The 17,501-nt window shown below is 69.0% G+C and carries 22 protein-coding genes, 1 tRNA gene and 1 riboswitch; of the genes, 15 read left to right on the top strand and 8 right to left on the bottom strand.

The genetic code is table 11. From position 1 onward, the window contains the following. Positions 1-50 precede the first annotated feature (50 nt). The 7 genes from clpS (at position 51) to CEB94_RS15625 (ending at position 4,939) form a co-directional block, all read left to right on the top strand. Positions 51-368: an ATP-dependent Clp protease adapter ClpS gene (clpS, locus tag CEB94_RS15650; protein ID WP_031102986.1), complete on the top strand. Its 318-nt coding sequence runs from the start codon at positions 51-53 to the stop codon at positions 366-368. A 32-nt stretch (positions 369-400) separates the two neighbouring features. Continuing rightward, positions 401-1,009 (top strand): DUF2017 domain-containing protein, encoded by a 609-nt coding sequence (locus CEB94_RS15645; RefSeq protein WP_175432821.1) that lies wholly within the window; start codon positions 401-403, stop codon positions 1,007-1,009. 365 nt (positions 1,010-1,374) lie between these two features. Continuing rightward, positions 1,375-2,802: an amino acid permease gene (locus tag CEB94_RS15640; protein WP_175432820.1), complete on the top strand. Its 1,428-nt coding sequence runs from the start codon at positions 1,375-1,377 to the stop codon at positions 2,800-2,802. Positions 2,803-2,936: 134 nt separating this feature from the next. Next, positions 2,937-3,359: a M67 family metallopeptidase gene (locus CEB94_RS15635; protein ID WP_175432819.1), complete on the top strand. Its 423-nt coding sequence runs from the start codon at positions 2,937-2,939 to the stop codon at positions 3,357-3,359. A 132-nt stretch (positions 3,360-3,491) separates the two neighbouring features. Next, complete coding sequence (locus CEB94_RS41885; RefSeq protein ID WP_311125941.1) at positions 3,492-3,587, top strand: putative leader peptide; 96 nt, start codon at positions 3,492-3,494, stop codon at positions 3,585-3,587. A gap of 116 nt (positions 3,588-3,703) precedes the next feature. Beyond that, positions 3,704-3,982 carry a MoaD/ThiS family protein gene (locus CEB94_RS15630; protein WP_175432818.1) on the top strand — a complete coding sequence of 93 codons (279 nt, stop codon included), beginning with the start codon at positions 3,704-3,706 and terminating at the stop codon, positions 3,980-3,982. Between the two features lie 6 nt (positions 3,983-3,988). Then, on the top strand, positions 3,989-4,939 hold the full coding sequence (locus CEB94_RS15625; protein WP_175432817.1) for a PLP-dependent cysteine synthase family protein: 951 nt from the start codon (positions 3,989-3,991) through the stop codon (positions 4,937-4,939). A gap of 61 nt (positions 4,940-5,000) precedes the next feature. On the opposite strand, the gene CEB94_RS15620 is transcribed toward CEB94_RS15625, so the two are convergent. Next, the gene (locus CEB94_RS15620; protein ID WP_175432816.1) at positions 5,001-5,450 is read right to left on the bottom strand and encodes a type II toxin-antitoxin system PemK/MazF family toxin; all 450 of its coding nucleotides are present in this window, start codon (positions 5,448-5,450) and stop codon (positions 5,001-5,003) included. 213 nt (positions 5,451-5,663) lie between these two features. Between CEB94_RS15620 and CEB94_RS15615 the strand changes: the two genes are divergently transcribed. Continuing rightward, positions 5,664-6,416 carry an MBL fold metallo-hydrolase gene (locus CEB94_RS15615; RefSeq protein WP_175432815.1) on the top strand — a complete coding sequence of 251 codons (753 nt, stop codon included), beginning with the start codon at positions 5,664-5,666 and terminating at the stop codon, positions 6,414-6,416. Between the two features lie 63 nt (positions 6,417-6,479). Here CEB94_RS15615 and CEB94_RS15610 read toward each other — a convergent pair whose 3' ends face one another. Then, a complete protein-coding gene (locus tag CEB94_RS15610) occupies positions 6,480-7,742 on the bottom strand; it encodes a PTS transporter subunit EIIC (RefSeq protein ID WP_175432814.1) in 1,263 nt (420 codons plus the stop codon). Between the two features lie 176 nt (positions 7,743-7,918). Continuing rightward, positions 7,919-9,232, bottom strand: coding sequence for a PTS transporter subunit EIIC (locus CEB94_RS15605; RefSeq protein WP_175432813.1), 1,314 nt, complete (start codon positions 9,230-9,232; stop codon positions 7,919-7,921). Between the two features lie 163 nt (positions 9,233-9,395). Between CEB94_RS15605 and CEB94_RS15600 the strand changes: the two genes are divergently transcribed. The 4 genes from CEB94_RS15600 to rdgB all read left to right on the top strand — a co-directional run bounded on the left by CEB94_RS15600 (position 9,396) and on the right by rdgB (position 11,763). Then, positions 9,396-9,629, top strand: coding sequence for a PTS sugar transporter subunit IIB (locus CEB94_RS15600; RefSeq protein WP_031140089.1), 234 nt, complete (start codon positions 9,396-9,398; stop codon positions 9,627-9,629). Positions 9,630-9,744: 115 nt separating this feature from the next. Continuing rightward, positions 9,745-10,482 (top strand): ribonuclease PH, encoded by a 738-nt coding sequence (rph, locus tag CEB94_RS15595; protein ID WP_175432812.1) that lies wholly within the window; start codon positions 9,745-9,747, stop codon positions 10,480-10,482. A gap of 143 nt (positions 10,483-10,625) precedes the next feature. Continuing rightward, positions 10,626-11,027 (top strand): hypothetical protein, encoded by a 402-nt coding sequence (locus CEB94_RS15590; RefSeq protein WP_175432811.1) that lies wholly within the window; start codon positions 10,626-10,628, stop codon positions 11,025-11,027. A gap of 133 nt (positions 11,028-11,160) precedes the next feature. Continuing rightward, the gene (rdgB, locus tag CEB94_RS15585; protein ID WP_175432810.1) at positions 11,161-11,763 is read left to right on the top strand and encodes an RdgB/HAM1 family non-canonical purine NTP pyrophosphatase; all 603 of its coding nucleotides are present in this window, start codon (positions 11,161-11,163) and stop codon (positions 11,761-11,763) included. A gap of 47 nt (positions 11,764-11,810) precedes the next feature. Here rdgB and CEB94_RS15580 read toward each other — a convergent pair. From CEB94_RS15580 to bcp, 4 genes are all read right to left on the bottom strand, one after another. Beyond that, positions 11,811-11,894: transfer RNA gene (locus CEB94_RS15580), tRNA-Leu, on the bottom strand. A gap of 19 nt (positions 11,895-11,913) precedes the next feature. Further along, positions 11,914-12,411: an HNH endonuclease signature motif containing protein gene (locus tag CEB94_RS15575; protein WP_175432809.1), complete on the bottom strand. Its 498-nt coding sequence runs from the start codon at positions 12,409-12,411 to the stop codon at positions 11,914-11,916. Further along, on the bottom strand, positions 12,408-13,049 hold the full coding sequence (locus CEB94_RS15570) for an HNH endonuclease signature motif containing protein (protein ID WP_175432808.1): 642 nt from the start codon (positions 13,047-13,049) through the stop codon (positions 12,408-12,410). The genes CEB94_RS15575 and CEB94_RS15570 overlap by 4 nt, the downstream gene beginning before the upstream one ends. 144 nt (positions 13,050-13,193) lie before the next feature. After that, complete coding sequence (bcp, locus tag CEB94_RS15565) at positions 13,194-13,661, bottom strand: thioredoxin-dependent thiol peroxidase (RefSeq protein ID WP_175432807.1); 468 nt, start codon at positions 13,659-13,661, stop codon at positions 13,194-13,196. A 95-nt stretch (positions 13,662-13,756) separates the two neighbouring features. Between bcp and CEB94_RS15560 the strand changes: the two genes are divergently transcribed. The 3 genes from CEB94_RS15560 to CEB94_RS15550 all read left to right on the top strand — a co-directional run bounded on the left by CEB94_RS15560 (position 13,757) and on the right by CEB94_RS15550 (position 14,976). Then, positions 13,757-14,086 carry a DUF3618 domain-containing protein gene (locus CEB94_RS15560; RefSeq protein ID WP_175432806.1) on the top strand — a complete coding sequence of 110 codons (330 nt, stop codon included), beginning with the start codon at positions 13,757-13,759 and terminating at the stop codon, positions 14,084-14,086. Positions 14,087-14,130: 44 nt separating this feature from the next. Beyond that, on the top strand, positions 14,131-14,487 hold the full coding sequence (locus CEB94_RS15555; protein WP_031140106.1) for a GroES family chaperonin: 357 nt from the start codon (positions 14,131-14,133) through the stop codon (positions 14,485-14,487). Between the two features lie 67 nt (positions 14,488-14,554). Next, a riboswitch (guanidine-III (ykkC-III) riboswitch) is annotated at positions 14,555-14,622 on the top strand. Between the two features lie 33 nt (positions 14,623-14,655). Next, a complete protein-coding gene (locus CEB94_RS15550) occupies positions 14,656-14,976 on the top strand; it encodes a DMT family transporter (protein WP_175432805.1) in 321 nt (106 codons plus the stop codon). Between the two features lies 1 nt (position 14,977). Here the strand turns inward: CEB94_RS15550 and CEB94_RS15545 are convergent, their stop codons facing one another. Continuing rightward, complete coding sequence (locus tag CEB94_RS15545) at positions 14,978-17,392, bottom strand: transglycosylase domain-containing protein (protein ID WP_175432804.1); 2,415 nt, start codon at positions 17,390-17,392, stop codon at positions 14,978-14,980. Positions 17,393-17,501 lie beyond the last annotated feature (109 nt).

The following is a 17,501-nucleotide window of genomic DNA, read 5'->3' as shown; positions in this document are numbered from 1 at the left end:
TCGCCTTACGGCCAGGCCCGTTTGTGCGACTACCCCCCTCGGGTGGCAGCATGGGCAGTGTGACGTCACCCGCGCCCCTGGAGATCGAACGCACCGAGTCGGCGGAGGAGGTCTTCGCCGTACCCGAGCCGGACGTCCCGTGGGTCACCATCGTCCACAACGACCCGGTCAACCTCATGAGCTATGTGACGTACGTCTTCCAGTCGTACTTCGGCTACTCCAAGGACAAGGCCACCAAGCTCATGCTCGACGTCCACCACAAGGGCCGGGCGGTCGTCTCCAGCGGCAGCCGCGAGGAGATGGAACGCGACGTGCAGGCCATGCACGGCTACGGCCTGTGGGCCACCCTCCAGCAGGACCGCAAGTAGCCAGTTCCCCGCCCAGCAGCGAAAAGGCGTTCATGCCCGGAACCTTCGAACCGCTCCCCGGCGGCGGCGCGGCCGTCGCCCTCGACGACGTCGAGATCTCGATCATCCGGTCGCTGGCCGTCCAGCTCCTGGAGCTCATCGGCCCCGGTCCCGCCGAGGACACCTCCGGTGACCCGCTCGCCGAGCTGTTCGCCGACGGCCCGAGCGAGCCGCCCGCCGACCCGGTGCTCAGGCGGCTCTTCCCGGACGCCTACAGCGACCCCGAGCAGCCCGCCTCGGCGCGGGACGCCGAGGAGCAGCGGGCGTATTCGGCGGAGTTCCGGCGTTACACCGAGAACGACCTGCGGGCCGGCAAGCGCGACAGCGCCCTCGCGGTGATCCGCTCCCTCGACGCGCTCTCTGCGGCCTCGGCCGGCGAGGGCGGCGCCGTGCTGAAGCTGTCGCCTGCGGAGTCCCAGCAGTGGCTGGGCGCCCTGAACGATCTGCGGCTCGCGATCGGCTCGCGGCTGGAGATCACCGACGACGAGGACACCGACCTGCTCTACCGGCTCCCGGACGAGGACCCGCGCAAGCCGATGGTGATGGCCTATCTGTGGCTGGGTGGACTCCAGGAGACGCTGGTCGGAACCCTTATGGCCTGATCAGTGCAGGTTGTGTGACCGCCGGGTGACCGAAGGGTGTTCGCTCAGCGGACACTCAAATCCGGATAACGATCCCGTCACCGCACCCGCCTTCTATGGCCTCTTCGAAAGCGTTTTGTGCGCTTTTCCCTGTGCGGTGTGCCACATTCCATGCCGGTGATCAGTGTTGCGGCCGTGATAGATCTTCACGACCGCCCGGCAGAACACCACCCGAATGTTCGGCCGGGTGCGCCACCGAGCCGGCAACCGCCGGCCAGGCACGAGCGGGCTTCCGGGCCCGCTCAGCTCCATCATTCCGGGGGGATCGAAACCCGATCCGAGGCCGACGAGAGGTCCGGGTCGGCATGGAGAAAGGCGCACCACACATGACCTCTGCGCAGGTCGACACGGAAAACGTGCCCGAAGAGGGGTACGAGCGCGGCCTCGGCAGCCGCCAGGTCCAGATGATCGCCATCGGCGGCGCCATCGGCGTCGGCCTGTTCATGGGTGCCGGAGCGAACATCGCCAAGGCCGGCCCCAGCATCATCCTCATGTACGCCCTCGCGGGCGTCGTCATCTTCTTCATCATGCGGGCCCTGGGCGAACTGCTCCTCTACCGGCCCGTCTCCGGCTCCTTCGCCGAGTACGCCCGCGAATTCCTCGGCCCGTTCTTCGGCTTCGTCACGGGCTGGACGTACTGGCTCATGTGGGTGGTCACCGGCATGGCCGAGCTCACCGCCGCCGCGATCTACATCCACTTCTGGTTCCCGGAGATCCCGCAGTGGGTCAGCGCCCTGGTGTTCCTCGTGGTGCTCTTCGGCGTCAACCTGATCTCCGTCAAGATCTTCGGCGAGGTCGAGTTCTGGTTCTCGATGATCAAGGTCACGGCCATCATCGGCATGATCGTCATCGGTCTCGGCGTGCTCACCCTCGGCTTCTCCGACGCCGGTGACACCGCCACCGTCTCCAACCTCTGGTCGCACGACGGCTTCTTCCCGAACGGCATCGGCTCCAGCCTGATGACGCTCCAGGGCGTCATGTTCGCCTACCTCGCCGTCGAGCTCGTCGGCGTCACCGCGGGCGAGTCCGAGAACCCCGAGAAGACCCTGCCCAAGGCCATCAACACCCTGCCCTGGCGCATCATCGTCTTCTACGTCGGCGCCCTGCTGGTGATCCTCTCCGTCGTCAAGTGGACCGACTTCTCCGCCGGCGAGAGCCCCTTCGTCCACGCGTTCGGCGAGATCGGCATCCCGCTCGCCGCGGGCATCGTCAACTTCGTGGTGCTCACCGCGGCCCTGTCGTCCTGCAACTCGGGCATGTACTCGACCGGCCGGATGCTGCGCGACCTGGCCGCCAACAGCGAGGCGCCGCAGGCGTTCGGCAAGCTCAACACCCGCAAGACGCCCGCCGTCGGCATCACGGTCTCCGTGGCGCTCATGGGCATCGGCGTCGTCCTGAACTACGTCGTCCCGGAGAAGGCGTTCCTCTACGTCACCTCCGTCGCCACCGCGGCCGGCATCTGGACCTGGATGATGATCCTCGTCAGCCACATCCGCTACCGCGCAGCGGTCGACGCGGGCCGGCTGCGCGCCTCGTCCTTCCCCGCTCCCGGCGGGGCGCTCTTCAGCTGGGTCGCGCTCGTCTTCCTCATCGGCGTGACCTGCATGATCGCGTACGACAAGGACGCGCGGGTCTGCCTGTACGTCGCGGCCGGCTGGGCCGTCGCCCTGGGCGTCGGCTGGGCGGTCCTCAAGCGCCGCAACCCGCAGCTCACCGAGCGCCGCGGCGACGCGGAGTTCGAGAAGGTCGGCTGACTCCCCGCCCCGGACGCCCAGCGGCGGGGAGTACTCGTGGCACTCCCCGCCGCTGCCGCTCAGGGCGTCCGGCATGTGGGCCGTTCCGTACCAGTCCTCGGTACGGAACGGCCCTTCTGCTTATCCTGGCGAGCATGCTGACCATCACCCAGGCCCTCGTCGACCAGATCGTCGCCCATGCGCGCAAGGACCATCCCGACGAGGCGTGCGGCGTCGTCGCCGGACCGGCGGGCTCGAACCGCCCCGAGCGGTTCATCCCCATGCTGAACGCGGCCATGTCGCCCACGTTCTACGAGTTCGACTCCGGCGACCTGCTCAAGCTCTACCGCGAGATGGACGACCGCGACGAGGAGCCGGTGGTCATCTACCACTCCCACACCGCGACCGAGGCCTACCCCTCGCGCACCGACATCTCCTACGCCAACGAGCCCGGCGCCCACTACGTCCTGGTCTCCACCGCCGACACCGACGGGGCAGGCGAGTTCCAGTTCCGCTCCTTCCGGATCGTCGAGGGCGAGGTCACGGAGGAAGAGGTCCAGGTCGTCGAGGCCTACTGAGGACGCACTGAGGACGCCTGAACAGCGCGGTCTCACTCCCCTGAACAGCGCGGTCTCACTCCCCGGCCTGAAATCGTCCGCGATGTGGGATCACATTCCAGGAGCCGGACCGGGAATCGATACGATGAGCCCATGGTTTTCCACGACGTGAGCGACAAGACGCCGGGCGAGCTGCTCGTGGCGCGGCTGCACGTCGACCTGTGCAGGCTCGCCAGCGCCATCTGTTGACGCCGGTCCCTGCCGCCGTACGGCCGTGAGCCGCGGCGCCGCACACACGCACCACCCCGCTGTTCCGGCGCTGCCGCGCGCCCCGACCGACTACTCCCGACAGGAGCCCTGAAGCCATGGCCATCGAGGTCCGCATCCCGACCATCCTCCGCACCTACACCGACGGTCAGAAGGCGGTGGAGGGCAAGGGAGACACCCTCGCCGAACTGTTCACCGACCTCGAGACCCGGCACACCGGCATCAAGGCCCGCATCGTGGACGGCGACCAGCTGCGCCGCTTCGTCAACGTGTACCTGAACGACGAGGACGTCCGCTTCCTCGACGGCATCAACACCAAGCTGTCGGACGGCGACAACGTCACGATCCTGCCGGCCGTGGCCGGCGGCATGGTCTGATCACCGATGCGCTACGACTCCCCCCTGGCCGCGGTCGGCAACACCCCCCTGGTGCGCCTGCCGCGGCTGTCGCCGTCCGCCGACGTCCGCATCTGGGCGAAGCTGGAGGACCGCAACCCGACGGGGTCGGTCAAGGACCGTCCGGCCCTGCACATGATCGAGCAGGCGGAGAAGGACGGCCGCCTGACCCCGGGCTGCACCATCCTCGAGCCGACGTCGGGCAACACCGGCATCTCCCTGGCGATGGCGGCGAAGCTCAAGGGCTACCGCATCGTGTGCGTCATGCCGGAGAACACCTCGCAGGAACGCCGGGACCTGCTGGGCATGTGGGGCGCGGAGATCGTCTCCTCCCCGGCGGCGGGCGGCTCCAACACCGCCGTGCGCGTCGCCAAGGAACTCTCGGCCGAGCACCCGGACTGGGTGATGCTCTACCAGTACGGCAACCCGGACAACGCGGGCGCCCACTACGCCACGACCGGCCCCGAGATCCTCGCGGACCTGCCGTCGATCACGCACTTCGTGGCCGGCCTCGGCACCACCGGCACCCTCATGGGCGTGGGCCGCTTCCTGCGCGAGCACAAGCCGGACATCCAGATCGTCGCCGCCGAACCGCGCTACGACGACCTCGTCTACGGCCTGCGCAACCTCGATGAGGGCTTCGTCCCCGAGCTGTACGACGCGTCCGTCCTCACCAGCCGCTTCTCGGTCGGCTCGGCGGACGCGGTCACCCGCACCCGCGAGCTGCTCCAGCAGGAGGGCATCTTCGCCGGCGTCTCCACGGGCGCCGCGCTGCACGCCGCGATCGGCGTCGGCAAGAAGGCAGTCAAGGCCGGGGACCCGGCCGACATCGCGTTCGTCGTCGCCGACGGAGGCTGGAAGTACCTCTCGACGGGCGTCTACACGGCGGCCACGACGGAAGAGGCCATCGACACGCTCCAGGGCCAGCTCTGGGCGTAGCCGACGGCGAAACACCGACACAAAGGGGCTGGAGTCCATGACTCCAGCCCTTTTGCGGTGCTCAGCCCGCCAGATACCGCACCCGGTCCCACAGCGCCGGATCCACCACTCCGACCCGCCGCCGGAAGCCCCACACCGGGACCTCCCGCAACTCGTCCGTCTCCAGGAAACTCGCACGGCCCTGGGCGTCACCCACCGAGCCCGGGGGCAGCGGGATCACCCCGGTGCGCTCGTCCCGCAACCGGGTGGTGATCTTCGCGACCGTCGCCCGCTCCCCACGCACCGCCAGCACCAGACAGGGCCGGTCCTTCGTGCGGGTTTCGTCCTCGTAGGGCACGTCCGCCCACCAGATCTCCGCCGGCTGCGGCCGGCCCTCCGGCGCGGCGGCCGGTGCCGCCGTCCGGACCCGCCGGGCCGACGGCCGCCGCCCGCGGCCCCAGCCGTCGACGAGCGTGGCGACGAGCGCGAGCAGCACCACCGCGGCGAGCGCCAGCCACCAGGACGTGTCCATACTGAGACGTTACCGGCGCCGCCCCCGCCACGCGCCCCCCTCACGAGGATCACCCCCCGGCCCTGCCAGCCGAACCGGTGACAGCACAGGTGAGTTCCCCCACAACAGGCCTTGGGGGAGGAGCTACCGGAGGTTTTGCGCCTTACGCTCGACGGACCGCACGACCCCCGACGCCCCTCTCAGACATTTCCCGCCAGCGGAGGTTTCTGCTTCATGAAGCTCACCGTCGTCGGCTGCTCGGGGTCGTTCCCGTCCGCGGAATCGGCCTGCTCGAGCTACCTCGTCGAGGCCGACGGCTTCCGGCTGCTTCTCGACCTGGGCAACGGTGCCCTGGGCGAGCTTCAGCGCCACTGCGGTCTCTACGACCTCGACGCGATCTTCCTCAGCCACCTGCACGCCGACCACTGCATCGACATGTGCGCGTACTTCGTCGCGCGCTACTACCGCCACGACGGCGGCCGCTGCGACCCACTGCCCGTCTTCGGCCCCGAAGGCACGGAACACCGGCTGACCACCGCCTACGCGGACACCCCCTCCGCCTCCTCCATGAGCGAGGTCTTCGACTTCCACACGGTCAAGCCGTCCACCTTCGAGCTCGGCCCGTTCACGGTGCACACCGAGCGGGTGGCCCACCCCGTGGAGGCGTACGGCATCCGGATCGAGCACGGCGGCAAGGTCCTGACGTACTCCGGCGACACCGGCGTGAGCCCCGCCCTGGACGAACTCGCCCGGGACGCCGACCTGTTCCTGTGCGAGGCCGCGTTCACGCACGGCAAGGAGAACATCCCCGACCTGCACCTCAACGGCCGCGAGGCGGGTGAGACGGCGGCCCGGGCCGGTGCCCGCCGCCTGGTCCTCACCCACATCCCGCCGTGGACGGACCCCCAGGTCAACGTCGCCGACGCCCGCGAGGTGTACGACGGTCCGGTGGACCTCGCCGCCCCCCGGCAGATGTACGAGATCTGAAGGCCCGGCACACGGAAGGCCCCGGAACCCGCTCGGGTTCCGGGGCCTTCCGCGTGGCGCGGGTTACTTGGCCTCGGCCTTCTGCAGCTCGGCGAGTTCCTCGTCGGACTCGCGGCCCGGCGTCGGCAGGTTGAACTTGGTGATCGCGAAGCGGAAGACCACGTAGTAGACCGCCGCGAAGCACAGGCCGACCAGGGCCAGGCCCCACGGGTTGGTCGCGATGCCCAGGTTCAGAGCGAAGTCGATCGCTCCGGCCGAGAAGCCGAAGCCGTCCTTCATTCCGAGGGCCCAGGTCAGTGCCATCGAGACACCGGTGAGCACGGCGTGGATCGCGTACAGGATTGGCGCGATGAACATGAAGGTGAACTCGATCGGCTCGGTGACTCCCGTGACGAACGAGGTCAGCGCGAGAGAGAGCATCATGCCGCCGACGACCTTGCGGCGCTCGGGCCGGGCGCAGTGCACGATCGCGAGGCAGGCGGCCGGCAGGGCGAACATCATGATCGGGAAGAAGCCGGTCATGAACTGCCCGGCGGTCGGGTCGCCGGCGAGGAAGCGGGCGATGTCGCCGTTCTTGCCCTCGTACTCGCCGGCCTGGAGCCACGGGAAGGAGTTCAGCAGGTGGTGCATGCCCACCGGGATCAGCGCGCGGTTGGCGACACCGAAGATGCCCGCGCCGACCGCACCGGAACCGACCAGCCACTCACCGAAGTTGTGCAGGCCCGCGCCGAGGACCGGCCAGATGTAACCGAAGACGATGCCGATGATCAGACCCGCGAAGGCCGACAGGATCGGGACCAGGCGGCGGCCGCCGAAGAAGCCGGCCCAGTCGGGCAGCTTCGTGCGGTGGAAGCGCTGGTAGAGCAGGGCGACGACGATGCCCATGACCACGCCGCCGAGGACACCGGCGTTGACCGCCTTCTCCATCATGACGACCTTGCCGTCGACGGCGGTCGGCACCTTCGGCTGGTTCGGGTCGGTGAAGGTGGCGAGCACCCGCTGGAAGACGAGATAGCCGGTGACGGCGGCGAGCGCCGTGGAGCCGTCCGACTTCTTGGCGAACCCGATCGCGATGCCCACGGCGAACAGCAGCGCCATGTTGTCGAGGATCGCGTTGCCGCCCGCGGCCATGAAGCCGGCGATCTTCGTCAGGAAGGCGGGGAACTCCGGGCGGCCCAGCATGTCGTCGTTGCCGAGACGGACCAGCAGGGCGGCGGCGGGCAGCACGGCGACGGGCAGCATCAGGCTGCGGCCGATGCGCTGCATGACGGCCATCACGGCCGACCCCTTGCTCGGGCTCGCGGGCGCGGCTGTGTCTGTGGACATGAACTTCCTCCAGGGGGCACAGCGCCGCCCAGGAAGAGTTCGACGGGGGACGGCGGCGTCTCAAAGAAAGGGGAACGCGGTCAGCGCCGCGCTACCTCCACCACTGAGTGGTGTAGACCAGTTGTAGCACGGTAGGCCGAACGAGTGGAACCCGCCAATTCCGCCCGCCGCGACGATCAAGCCTTGGCGCTGTCCTCGACGTCCTCCGCGGGCTCACGCCCCGGAGTCCTCAAGTCGAACCTCGTGATCGCGAACCGGAAGATCACGTAGTAGAGGAGCGCGAAGCCCAGCCCGATCGGGATGATCAGCCACGGCCTGGTGGCCAGATTCCAGTTGATGACGTAGTCGATCAGCCCCGCCGAGAAGCTGAACCCGTCATGCACCCCCAGCCCCCACGTCACCGCCATCGACACCCCCGTCAGCAGCGCGTGCACCACATACAGCGCCGGCGCGACGAACAGGAACGAGTACTCGATCGGCTCCGTGATACCCGTGACGAACGACGTCAGCGCCACCGACAGCATCAGGCCACCGACCTCCTTGCGCCGCTCCGGCCGCGCACAGTGCGTGATCGCCAACGCCGCCGCCGGAAGCGCGAACATCATGATCGGGAAGAACCCCGAGAGGAACTGCCCCGCCTCCGGGTCGCCCGCCAGGAACATGTTGATGTCACCGTGCACCACCGTCCCGTCCGGCCTCGTGAACGAGCCGAACTGGAACCAGATGGGCACGTTCAGGAACTGATGCAGCCCCACCACCAGCAACGCCCGGTTCGCCACCCCGAACACACCGGCACCCCACGCGTCCAGACCGTCCATCCAGTCGCTGAAGCTCTCCAGCGCGTCACCGATCGGCGGCCACACCCACAGACACAGCGCCGCGAACGCGATCGCCACGAACGCCATGATGATCGGCACCAGCCGCCGGCCGTTGAAGAACCCCAGCCAGTCCACCAGCCGCGTGCGATGGAACCGCGCCCAGAAGAACGCCGCCAGCAGCCCCATCACGATCCCGCCGAACACTCCCGGATTCTGGAACGCGAACGCCGTCACCGTCCGGTCCCCGTCGGTCACCTGGCACCCGACGTTCGGCACCGCCACCGACCCCTCCGGACAACCCTCCGGAAACTGCCGCAGCACCGTCCAGTACACGAGGAACCCGGCCACCGCCGCCAACGCAGTCGAACCGTCCGACTTCTTCGCCATCCCGATCGCAACGCCCACACAGAACAACAGCGGCAACCCCAGCGAACTGTCCAGCAGCGCACCGCCCGCCCCCACCATCACCTTCGAGACGTTCGTCCAGCCCAGCCCGTCCTCCCCGAACACATCCGGCTGCCCCAGCCGGTTGAGGATCCCAGCCGCCGGCAGCACCGCGATCGGCAACTGCAGACTGCGGCCCATCTTCTGCAACCCCTGGAACAATCGGTTCCAGCGAACACGCGCGGGGCTCACGGCGGCAGCGGATCCGGCCGGGCTGTCGGCACTCATTTCCGGTCCCCTTTGTCGAGAGACGGGCTCGTGGTGTAGACCAGTCGTCCGGACGGTCACGCAGACGTGACGCCATCCTTCGGCACACACGACATGACCGCTCGCAAAGTTGGGCCAACTGTGGGTTACTGCGACAAAGCGGTTCGGATCAGGGAGAACGAACATGGCCACCAAGGCTGAGAAGATCGTTGCCGGGCTCGGCGGCATCGACAACATCGAAGAAGTCGAAGGCTGCATCACCCGCCTCCGCACCGAGGTCGTGGACCCCGCCAAGGTCGACGAAACCGCCCTGAAAGCCGCCGGCGCCCACGGCGTCGTCAAAATGGGCACCGCGATCCAGGTCGTCATCGGCACCGACGCCGACCCCATCGCAGCGGAGATCGAAGACCTGATGTGAAGAGCGGGGATCGTCCCGGGCTTCACCCCCTGACACCCCCCGACACCCCAGCACACCACCGGGCCCCTCCCACCACGGGAGGGGCCCTTCCGCACGTACGGATAGGCTCAGCCGCATGTCTCGAATCGACGGCCGCACCCCCCAACAGCTCCGCCCCATCACCATCGAGCGCGGCTGGAGCAAGCACGCCGAAGGCTCCGTCCTCATCTCCTTCGGCGACACCAAGGTCTTCTGCACCGCCTCCGTCACCGAAGGCGTCCCGCGCTGGCGCAAGGGCAGCGGCGAAGGCTGGGTCACCGCCGAATACTCCATGCTGCCCCGCTCCACCAACACCCGCGGCGACCGCGAGTCCGTCAAGGGCCGCATCGGCGGCCGCACCCACGAGATCAGCCGCCTCATCGGCCGCTCGCTGCGCGCCGTCATCGACTACAAGGCCCTCGGCGAGAACACCATCGTCCTCGACTGCGACGTCCTCCAGGCCGACGGCGGCACCCGCACGGCCGCGATCACCGGCGCCTACGTCGCACTGGCCGACGCCGTCGCCTGGGCCCAGGGCAAGAAAATCATCAAGGCCGGCCGCAAGCCCCTCACCGGCACCGTCTCCGCCGTCTCCGTCGGCATCGTCGCAGGCCTCCCCCTCCTCGACCTCTGCTACGAAGAAGACGTCAAGGCCGACACCGACATGAACGTCGTCTGCACCGGCGACGGCCGCTTCGTCGAGGTCCAGGGCACCGCCGAAGCCGAACCCTTCGCCCGCGACGAACTGAACGCCCTCCTCGACCTCGCCGTCGCCGGCTGCGACGAACTCGCCGCCCACCAGCGCACCGCCCTCGACACCGTCCTCGGAAAGTAAAGGGCACACCAAGGCGGGTGCTCGGCACAGGCAACCGCGCCGAGCACACGCGCGTCTGAAGGAGTACGGGCGCACGGCTCATCCCTGTGCGCCCGGCCAGCCACACGGGCCCGACCGGCCCGTCGAACGAGAGGGACCGCTCCATGGCCGCGAGCCGCCGCCGACGCCGCACCGCAGCCGTCGCCGCCACCCTGGCGGCCGTCGCGCTGACCGCCGGACTCACCACCGGCTGCGCCGCCGTCGACAAGGCGCTGGACTGCGTCCAGACCGCCGACGCCATCGCCGACAGCGTCACGGAACTCCAGCAGGCGGTCGACAGCGCGGCCAACGACCCGACGCAGCTCGACGAGTCCCTCGACTCCATCGACAAGAACCTCGGCGACATCGGCGACAAGACCGACAACGCGGATGTCAGCAAGGCCGTCGACGACCTCAACAAGGCCGTGGACAACGTCCGCACATCGATCAAGAACGGCGACGAGACGCCCGACATCAGCCCGGTCACGGACGCGGCGGGCGAGTTGACGAAGGTCTGCACGCCGTAGCGCTGCGCTGGCCGGGCCGACTGCGGCTTCTCGTGTGCCGGGTTTCTTTCGGTGGCCGTCTGCGGGCCCGTCGTGGTCGCTCGCGCAGTTCCCCGCGCCCCTGACGGGGCGCCGGGGCAATACTGTTGTGGCCATGAGTCGCCTGATCCTCGCCACCCGCAACGCCGGGAAGATCACCGAACTTCGCGCGATCCTCGCCGAAGCCGGACTGCCCCACGAACTCGTCGGCGCCGACGCCTACCCGGACATCCCCGACGTCAAGGAAACAGGCGTGACGTTCACCGAGAACGCACTCCTCAAGGCCCACGCCCTGGCCCGGGCAACAGGCCTGCCCGCGGTCGCCGACGACTCCGGCCTCTGCGTCGACGTCCTCAACGGCGCCCCCGGCATCTTCTCCGCCCGCTGGTCCGGCCACCACGGCGACGACAAGGCCAACCTGAACCTCCTCCTCGCCCAGCTCTCCGACATCGCCGACGAACACCGAGGCGCCCACTTCGCCTGCGCGGCGGCCCTGGCCCTGCCGGACGGCACGGAGCGGGTGGTCGAGGGACAGCTACGGGGAGTACTGCGCCACGCACCGACGGGCTCGGGCGGCTTCGGCTACGACCCGATCCTCCAGCCGGAGGGCGAGTCCCGAACCTGCGCGGAACTGACCCCCCAGGAGAAGAACGCGATCAGCCACCGGGGGAAGGCGTTCCGGGCGTTGGTGCCGGTGGTGGGGGAGCTTTTGGGCTGACGACGAGGCCCACCCGGTACACCGGGTGGGCCGTCGATTCAAAGGCGTGCGGCCGGAGGGACTCGAACCCTCAAGGGATTTCTCCCACAACATCCTAAGTGTTGCGCGTAGGCCAATTCCGCCACGGCCGCATCCAGGCCATCGTACCGGTCAGGTGCTGCGCGGCTGCGAGGAATGTCTACTGCCGCCTCTGCACCAGGTGCTCGTTACCGCATGGCAGTTGGGACACAACAACCGCAGGTTCTCCAGCCGGTCATCACTCCAGTCCCCGTTGATGTGATCGACTTCCAGCGTCATGGGTTTGCCGAACCACTCGGGGCCGATCCCGCAGTCGGCGCACTCTTCGGGCACGCCCATCTCGCGGAGCGCCCGACGCAGCACAACCGTGCGGGTCCGACGCTCGCCGCCATGCTTGACCAGGACATCCTCAGGGCGTCTGAGGGCTGGGCGACACTTCCCGCGCTGGTGAGCCTGGCCCAGAAAGTGCTCCGTGGCGAGCTGGTCCTCGGCGATCCACCGGCGCAGATGCGCACGCTGAGTGCCGCTGTCCGCGCGCCCCAGGCGGCGCAGCACCTCGGCGAAGGAGAAGGACTCGACGACTGCGGCACGTAGTTGCTCAGGAGTGGGCCGGGCCCGCCGACTGCTCATGAGACACGCCTCTTGCCGCGCCCTCGGTAACTGTCCGTCGTCGAATGGCAGTTGGGGCACAGGAGTCGTAGGTTCTGGAGCCGGTTGTTCCTCCAGCTGCCGTCGATGTGGTCGACTTCCAGGGGGAGCGGACGGCCTCGCCACACCGCCTTCGTGCCGCAGAGGGCGCACCGCTCCGCCACTCCCAGGGACGTCATCGCCCACTTGAGGCGGTCGCTCGGAATGCGCCGGGCGCGGTCGACCGGCTGCTCGACGAGGAGGGCTTCCGGGGTTCGCGGACGCCACGGCTTCCCGCGCCTCGTCGGTACCTGGAAGTGCGACGTATCGATCCCGTACGCCTTGATTCGACGGCTGATGTGCGTGTGATGCCCGCCCACCACCTCAAGCCCGAGAAACCGCAACACCTCGCACATGTTCGTCGAAGCCCCGACCGCCCGTTCAAGGACGTCTCTCGTCCACTTCACGCCCTCCCGCTCGAAGTGCGATACGTCCACCCCGAGCTTTTTCATCCGGCCGAACACATACCGCCGTGTTGAACTCCGGGGATCCACCCCCAATCTCCCCAAAGCCTCCGACAACGACCGCGCCCCCCGAGCCGCCTCCTCCAGCCGCTCCCTGGTGTACGCACTGGCCCCCATGAAACGCTCCTCCGTCCCCGACCACCCGTTCGTGATCTCGCACGGAGTAACGAACCGTTTATCGGACAGTCACGCCCGGAATGCGGAACGGCTCGTACCGGGCCTCTCCGGTACGAGCCGCTCGCAGGAAGAATCAGTGAGGCTTCAGATCCCCAGATCCTTGATGATCTTCGCCACGTGCCCCGTCGCCCGGACGTTGTACAGCGCGTGCTCGACCTTGCCCTCCTCGTCCACGACGATGGTGGAGCGGATGACGCCCATGTAGGTCTTGCCGTAGTTCTTCTTCTCGCCGAAGGCGGCGTAGGACTCCAGGACCTGCTTGTCCGGGTCGGCCAGCAGGGTGACCTTGAGGGACTCCTTGTCGCGGAACTTGGCCAGCTTCTCCGGCTTGTCGGGGGAGATGCCGATGACGTCGTAGCCCGCGCCCGCCAGCAGCTCCAGGTTGTCCGTGAAGTCGCAGGCCTGTTTCGTGCAGCCGGGCGTGAGGGCGGCCGGGTAGAAGTACACGATGACCTTGCGGCCCTTGTGGTCCGACAGGGACACCTCGGTGCCGTCGGCGTCGGGCAGGGTGAAGGCGGGGGCCACGTCCCCCGGCTGGAGTCGCTCGCTCATCGGGCCAGCGTAACCGGGGGTGCTGACAGTGTGATGAGCCGTGGAGCTGACAGACTGTCCCGCACAGGCTTCACACCGACTTCGGAGGCGACACGGTGGCGGACACGGCGGACACCAGGACCCCGGCGCAGATCGAGGCGGACATCAGGCGCCGCCGCACGACCCTGGCCGAGACCCTCGACGAGATCGGGGTGCGGGTGCACCCCAAGACGATCGTCGGGGATGCCAAGGCCAAGGTCGCTTCCAACATCGATCACACCCTCGGGCGGGCCTACGTGGGCGTCAACCGGGCCGTCACGGACGTGCGGGCCCGGTTCGTGGACGAGGACGGGGCGCCCCGGCTGGAGCGGGTCGTGCCCGTCGCGCTCGTCGTGGTGGGCGTGGTCGGGCTGCTCGCGGTCAGCACGCGGCGCCGCAAGGGCTGACCCGACTGCGTACGTATCCGGGGAAGACAGGTAGGTTTCTGGGCGTGAGCGCCAAGAGGAACGAGCACAGTACCCATCCGGACAAGCTGCCCATCCGGATGCTGCACGACCGCGTACTCGTGCGGCAGGACACCAGCGAGGGCGAGCGGCGTTCCGGCGGCGGCATCCTGATCCCCGCCACGGCGGCGGTCGGCCGGCGGCTGGCATGGGCCGAGGTCGTCGCGGTGGGGCAGAACGTGCGGACCGTGGAGGCGGGCGACCGGGTGCTGTTCGACCCGGAGGACCGCGCCGAGGTCGAGGTGCGGGGGATCGCGTACGTGCTCATGCGCGAGCGTGATCTGCACGCCGTGGCCGCGGACCGGTTCGAGGGCGCCGAGGACTCGACGGGCCTGTACCTGTAGGACCGGCGGCAGCAGTGCGGAGAGGGGCCGGTGACCCTGGTCACCGGCCCCTTCGGCATGTCGTGCGGCTTTGCTACGTTGGAGGGACCCCCGACGAGACGCGCCGTACCGGGATCAAGGCAAAGACGACGCACCGACACCGTCAGTCCTTTCCCGGAGGTGCCCGTCATGGCCTGGGTTCTGCTCGTCGTCGCCGGTCTGCTCGAGGTGGGGTGGTCCGTCGGGATGAAGTACACCGACGGCTTCACGCGTCCGCTGCCCAGCGTGCTCACGGGCGCCGGGATCGTCGCCAGCATGCTGCTGCTGTCGCAGGCCGCCAAGACCCTGCCCATCGGTACCGCCTACGGCGTGTGGGTGGGGATCGGCGCGGCCGGGGCGGCGGTGTTCGGCATGGTGGTGCTGGGTGAGCCTGCGACCGCCGCCCGCATCTTCTTCGTGTGCCTGTTGCTGGTCGCCGTGGTGGGGCTGAAGGCGACCAGCGGTCATTGATCTACTCGCGGCGGGCGCCCTGCGGGACCACGCCCCAGTCGGGGCCGGTCGGGCCGCCCGTCGCGCCGCCGTCGCTCGCGTCGCCGCCGCCGCCCTCCGTCGTGCCGCCGTCGGTGGTGCCGCCGTCGGTGGAGGTGCCGCCGTCGGTCGTGCCGCCGTCCGCGGTGCCGCCGCCGGTGGGGGACTGGCCGCCGGTGCCGCCGTCGGTGGTGCCGCCGTCGGTCTGGCCCTCGGTCTGCCCCTCGGGGGCGCTGGGGCTCTGGCCGGGCGTCTGGGTGCCGGTGTCCTCGCCGCCGGTGGTCGTGCCGCCGTCGGTGGTGGCGCCGGTGGTCGGGTCGGCCGGGGCGTCGCTGCTGGGGGCCTGCGAGACGTCGGCGCCGGGCTGGAGCCTGAGGTCGAACTCCTTGGCGGGCTTGCCCTTGAGGGCGTCCTGGGTGAACTGCGTCCAGATCTCGGCGGGTGCGCCGCCGCCGTTGACACGGTCCAGGCCCATGGCGCCGTACAGCGACTTGTGGGCGGCGGTGACCGGATCCTGGCCCATGACGGAGACGACGGTGGCGAGGTCGGGGGTGTAGCCCGCGAACCAGGCCGCCGTGTCCTCCTCGGCGGTGCCGGTCTTGCCGGCGACGGGGCGGCCCGCGGCCTGCGCGGCGGAGGCCGTGCCGTTCTGGACGACGCTCTGCAGCATCGAGGTGGTGGTGTCGGCGGCCTCGCGGCTCACGGCCTGCCGGGTGCGGCGCTCGGGCAGCTCGACGGGCGTGCCCTCCTTGGTGACCTTCTCGACCATCGTGTACGTGCCGTGCCGGCCGTGGTTGGCGAGGGTGGCGTAGGCCTCGGCCATGTCGAGGACGCTGGCGGTGGCGGTGCCGAGCGCGATGGCGGGGCCGTCGGCGAGGTCGGGAGTGGTCTCGGGGACGCCCAGGTCGATCGCGGTCTGCTTGACCTTCGCGGGGCCGACGTCGGCGGCCATCTGCGCGTACACCGAGTTCACGGAGCTGTCGGTGGCCTCGGTGACGGTGATGTCGCCGTAGGAGCGCTGGTCCTCGTTCTCGGGGGCGTAGGGCTGGCCGGTCCAGCCGCGGACGGGGCGCTTGTTGGTGCCGTCGTAGATGGTGTTCGGGGTGATGACCCGGCCGTCCTGGGTCTCGGAGTGGTTCTCGACGGCCGAGGTGAACACGAACGGCTTGAAGGTGGAGCCGACCTGGAAGTCCCTGCGGGTGGCGTTGGGGGTGTACTGCTTGACGTAGTCGATGCCGTTGTACATCGCCACGACCTTGCCGGTCTTGGGGTCGACGGAGGCGCCGCCGGCGCGGACGTAGGTGTCGACCTTGTTGTTCTTCTTGTCGAGCTTGGACATCAGCTTGTCGTTGACGGCCTTCACGAACGCGTCCTGCTTGCCCTTCTGCAGGGTGGTCGTGATGCGGTAGCCGCCGGCGTCGAGCTGGCTCTCGTCGATGATCTTGTTCTGGGTGAGGTAGTCCTTGACGATCCGGACGATGTAGCCGCGCTGTCCGGACATGCCGGTGGAGAGGGTGGACTCCTTCGGCATGGGGAACTTCATGCCGGCGCGCTTCGACTCGCTGAGCCAGCCCTTCTTGACCATGCCGTCCAGGACGTAGTTCCAGCGGGACTCGGCGGCCTTGCGGTTCTCGGGGTGGGCGACGACGTCGTACTGGCTGGGGGCGTTGACGAGCGCGGCGAGGTATGCGGCGCGGGCCGGGTCGAGGTCCTTGGCGTCCTTGCCGTAGTAGGCCTGGGCGGCGGCCTGGATGCCGTAGGCGTTGCGGCCGAAGTAGCTGGTGTTGAGGTAGCCCTCGAGGATGTGGTCCTTGCTGACCTCGCGGTCCAGCTTGATCGAGATGAAGAACTCCTTGGCCTTGCGCGTGACGGTCTGTTCCTGGCGCAGGTAGTAGTTCTTCACGTACTGCTGGGTGATGGTGGAGCCGGACTGCTTGCCCTTGCCGAGGGCGGTGTTCCAGGCGGCGCGGACCATGGCCTTGGGGTCGATGGCGGACTCGGTGTAGAAGTCGCGGTCCTCGGCGGCCAGGATCGCGTGCTGGGCGTCCTTGGAGATCTGCGGGAGGGTGACGTTCTCGCGGTTGACCTCGCCGTCGCGGGCGATCGCGGAGCCGTCCGCGTACAGGTAGACGTTGGCCTGCTTGGTGGCGAGCGCGTTGGCAGGCGGGATCTGCACCAGCGAGTAGCCCAGGAAGAAGCCGCCGACCAGCAGCAGGACGACGATGACGAAGCCGCCGAGCGTCATGCGCCAGGTCGGGATCATCCGGCGCCAGCCGGTCCGCTTCGGTTTCCCGGCCGTCCTGGCCTCGGGCGTGCCCGGGTCGCCGGCGGCGTCCGCCTGCGGCTGGTTCGGTGCCCAGCCCGGATTCGGCTGCTGCGGCTGAGGCTCGTCACTCATGTCGTGCACGGACTCCTGTTTCGCGTCGTACGTCGTTCCCGTACGTCTCTGCTCGCTCTTGCGCCCCTGTGATGAAGACTGTCCCATCCGTTGATCAGTTCCCTGATCG

The sequence above is a fragment of the Streptomyces hawaiiensis genome (genome assembly GCF_004803895.1).
GTDB lineage: Bacteria > Actinomycetota > Actinomycetes > Streptomycetales > Streptomycetaceae > Streptomyces > Streptomyces hawaiiensis.
This window is presented reverse-complemented; position numbering and strand designations above follow the sequence as displayed.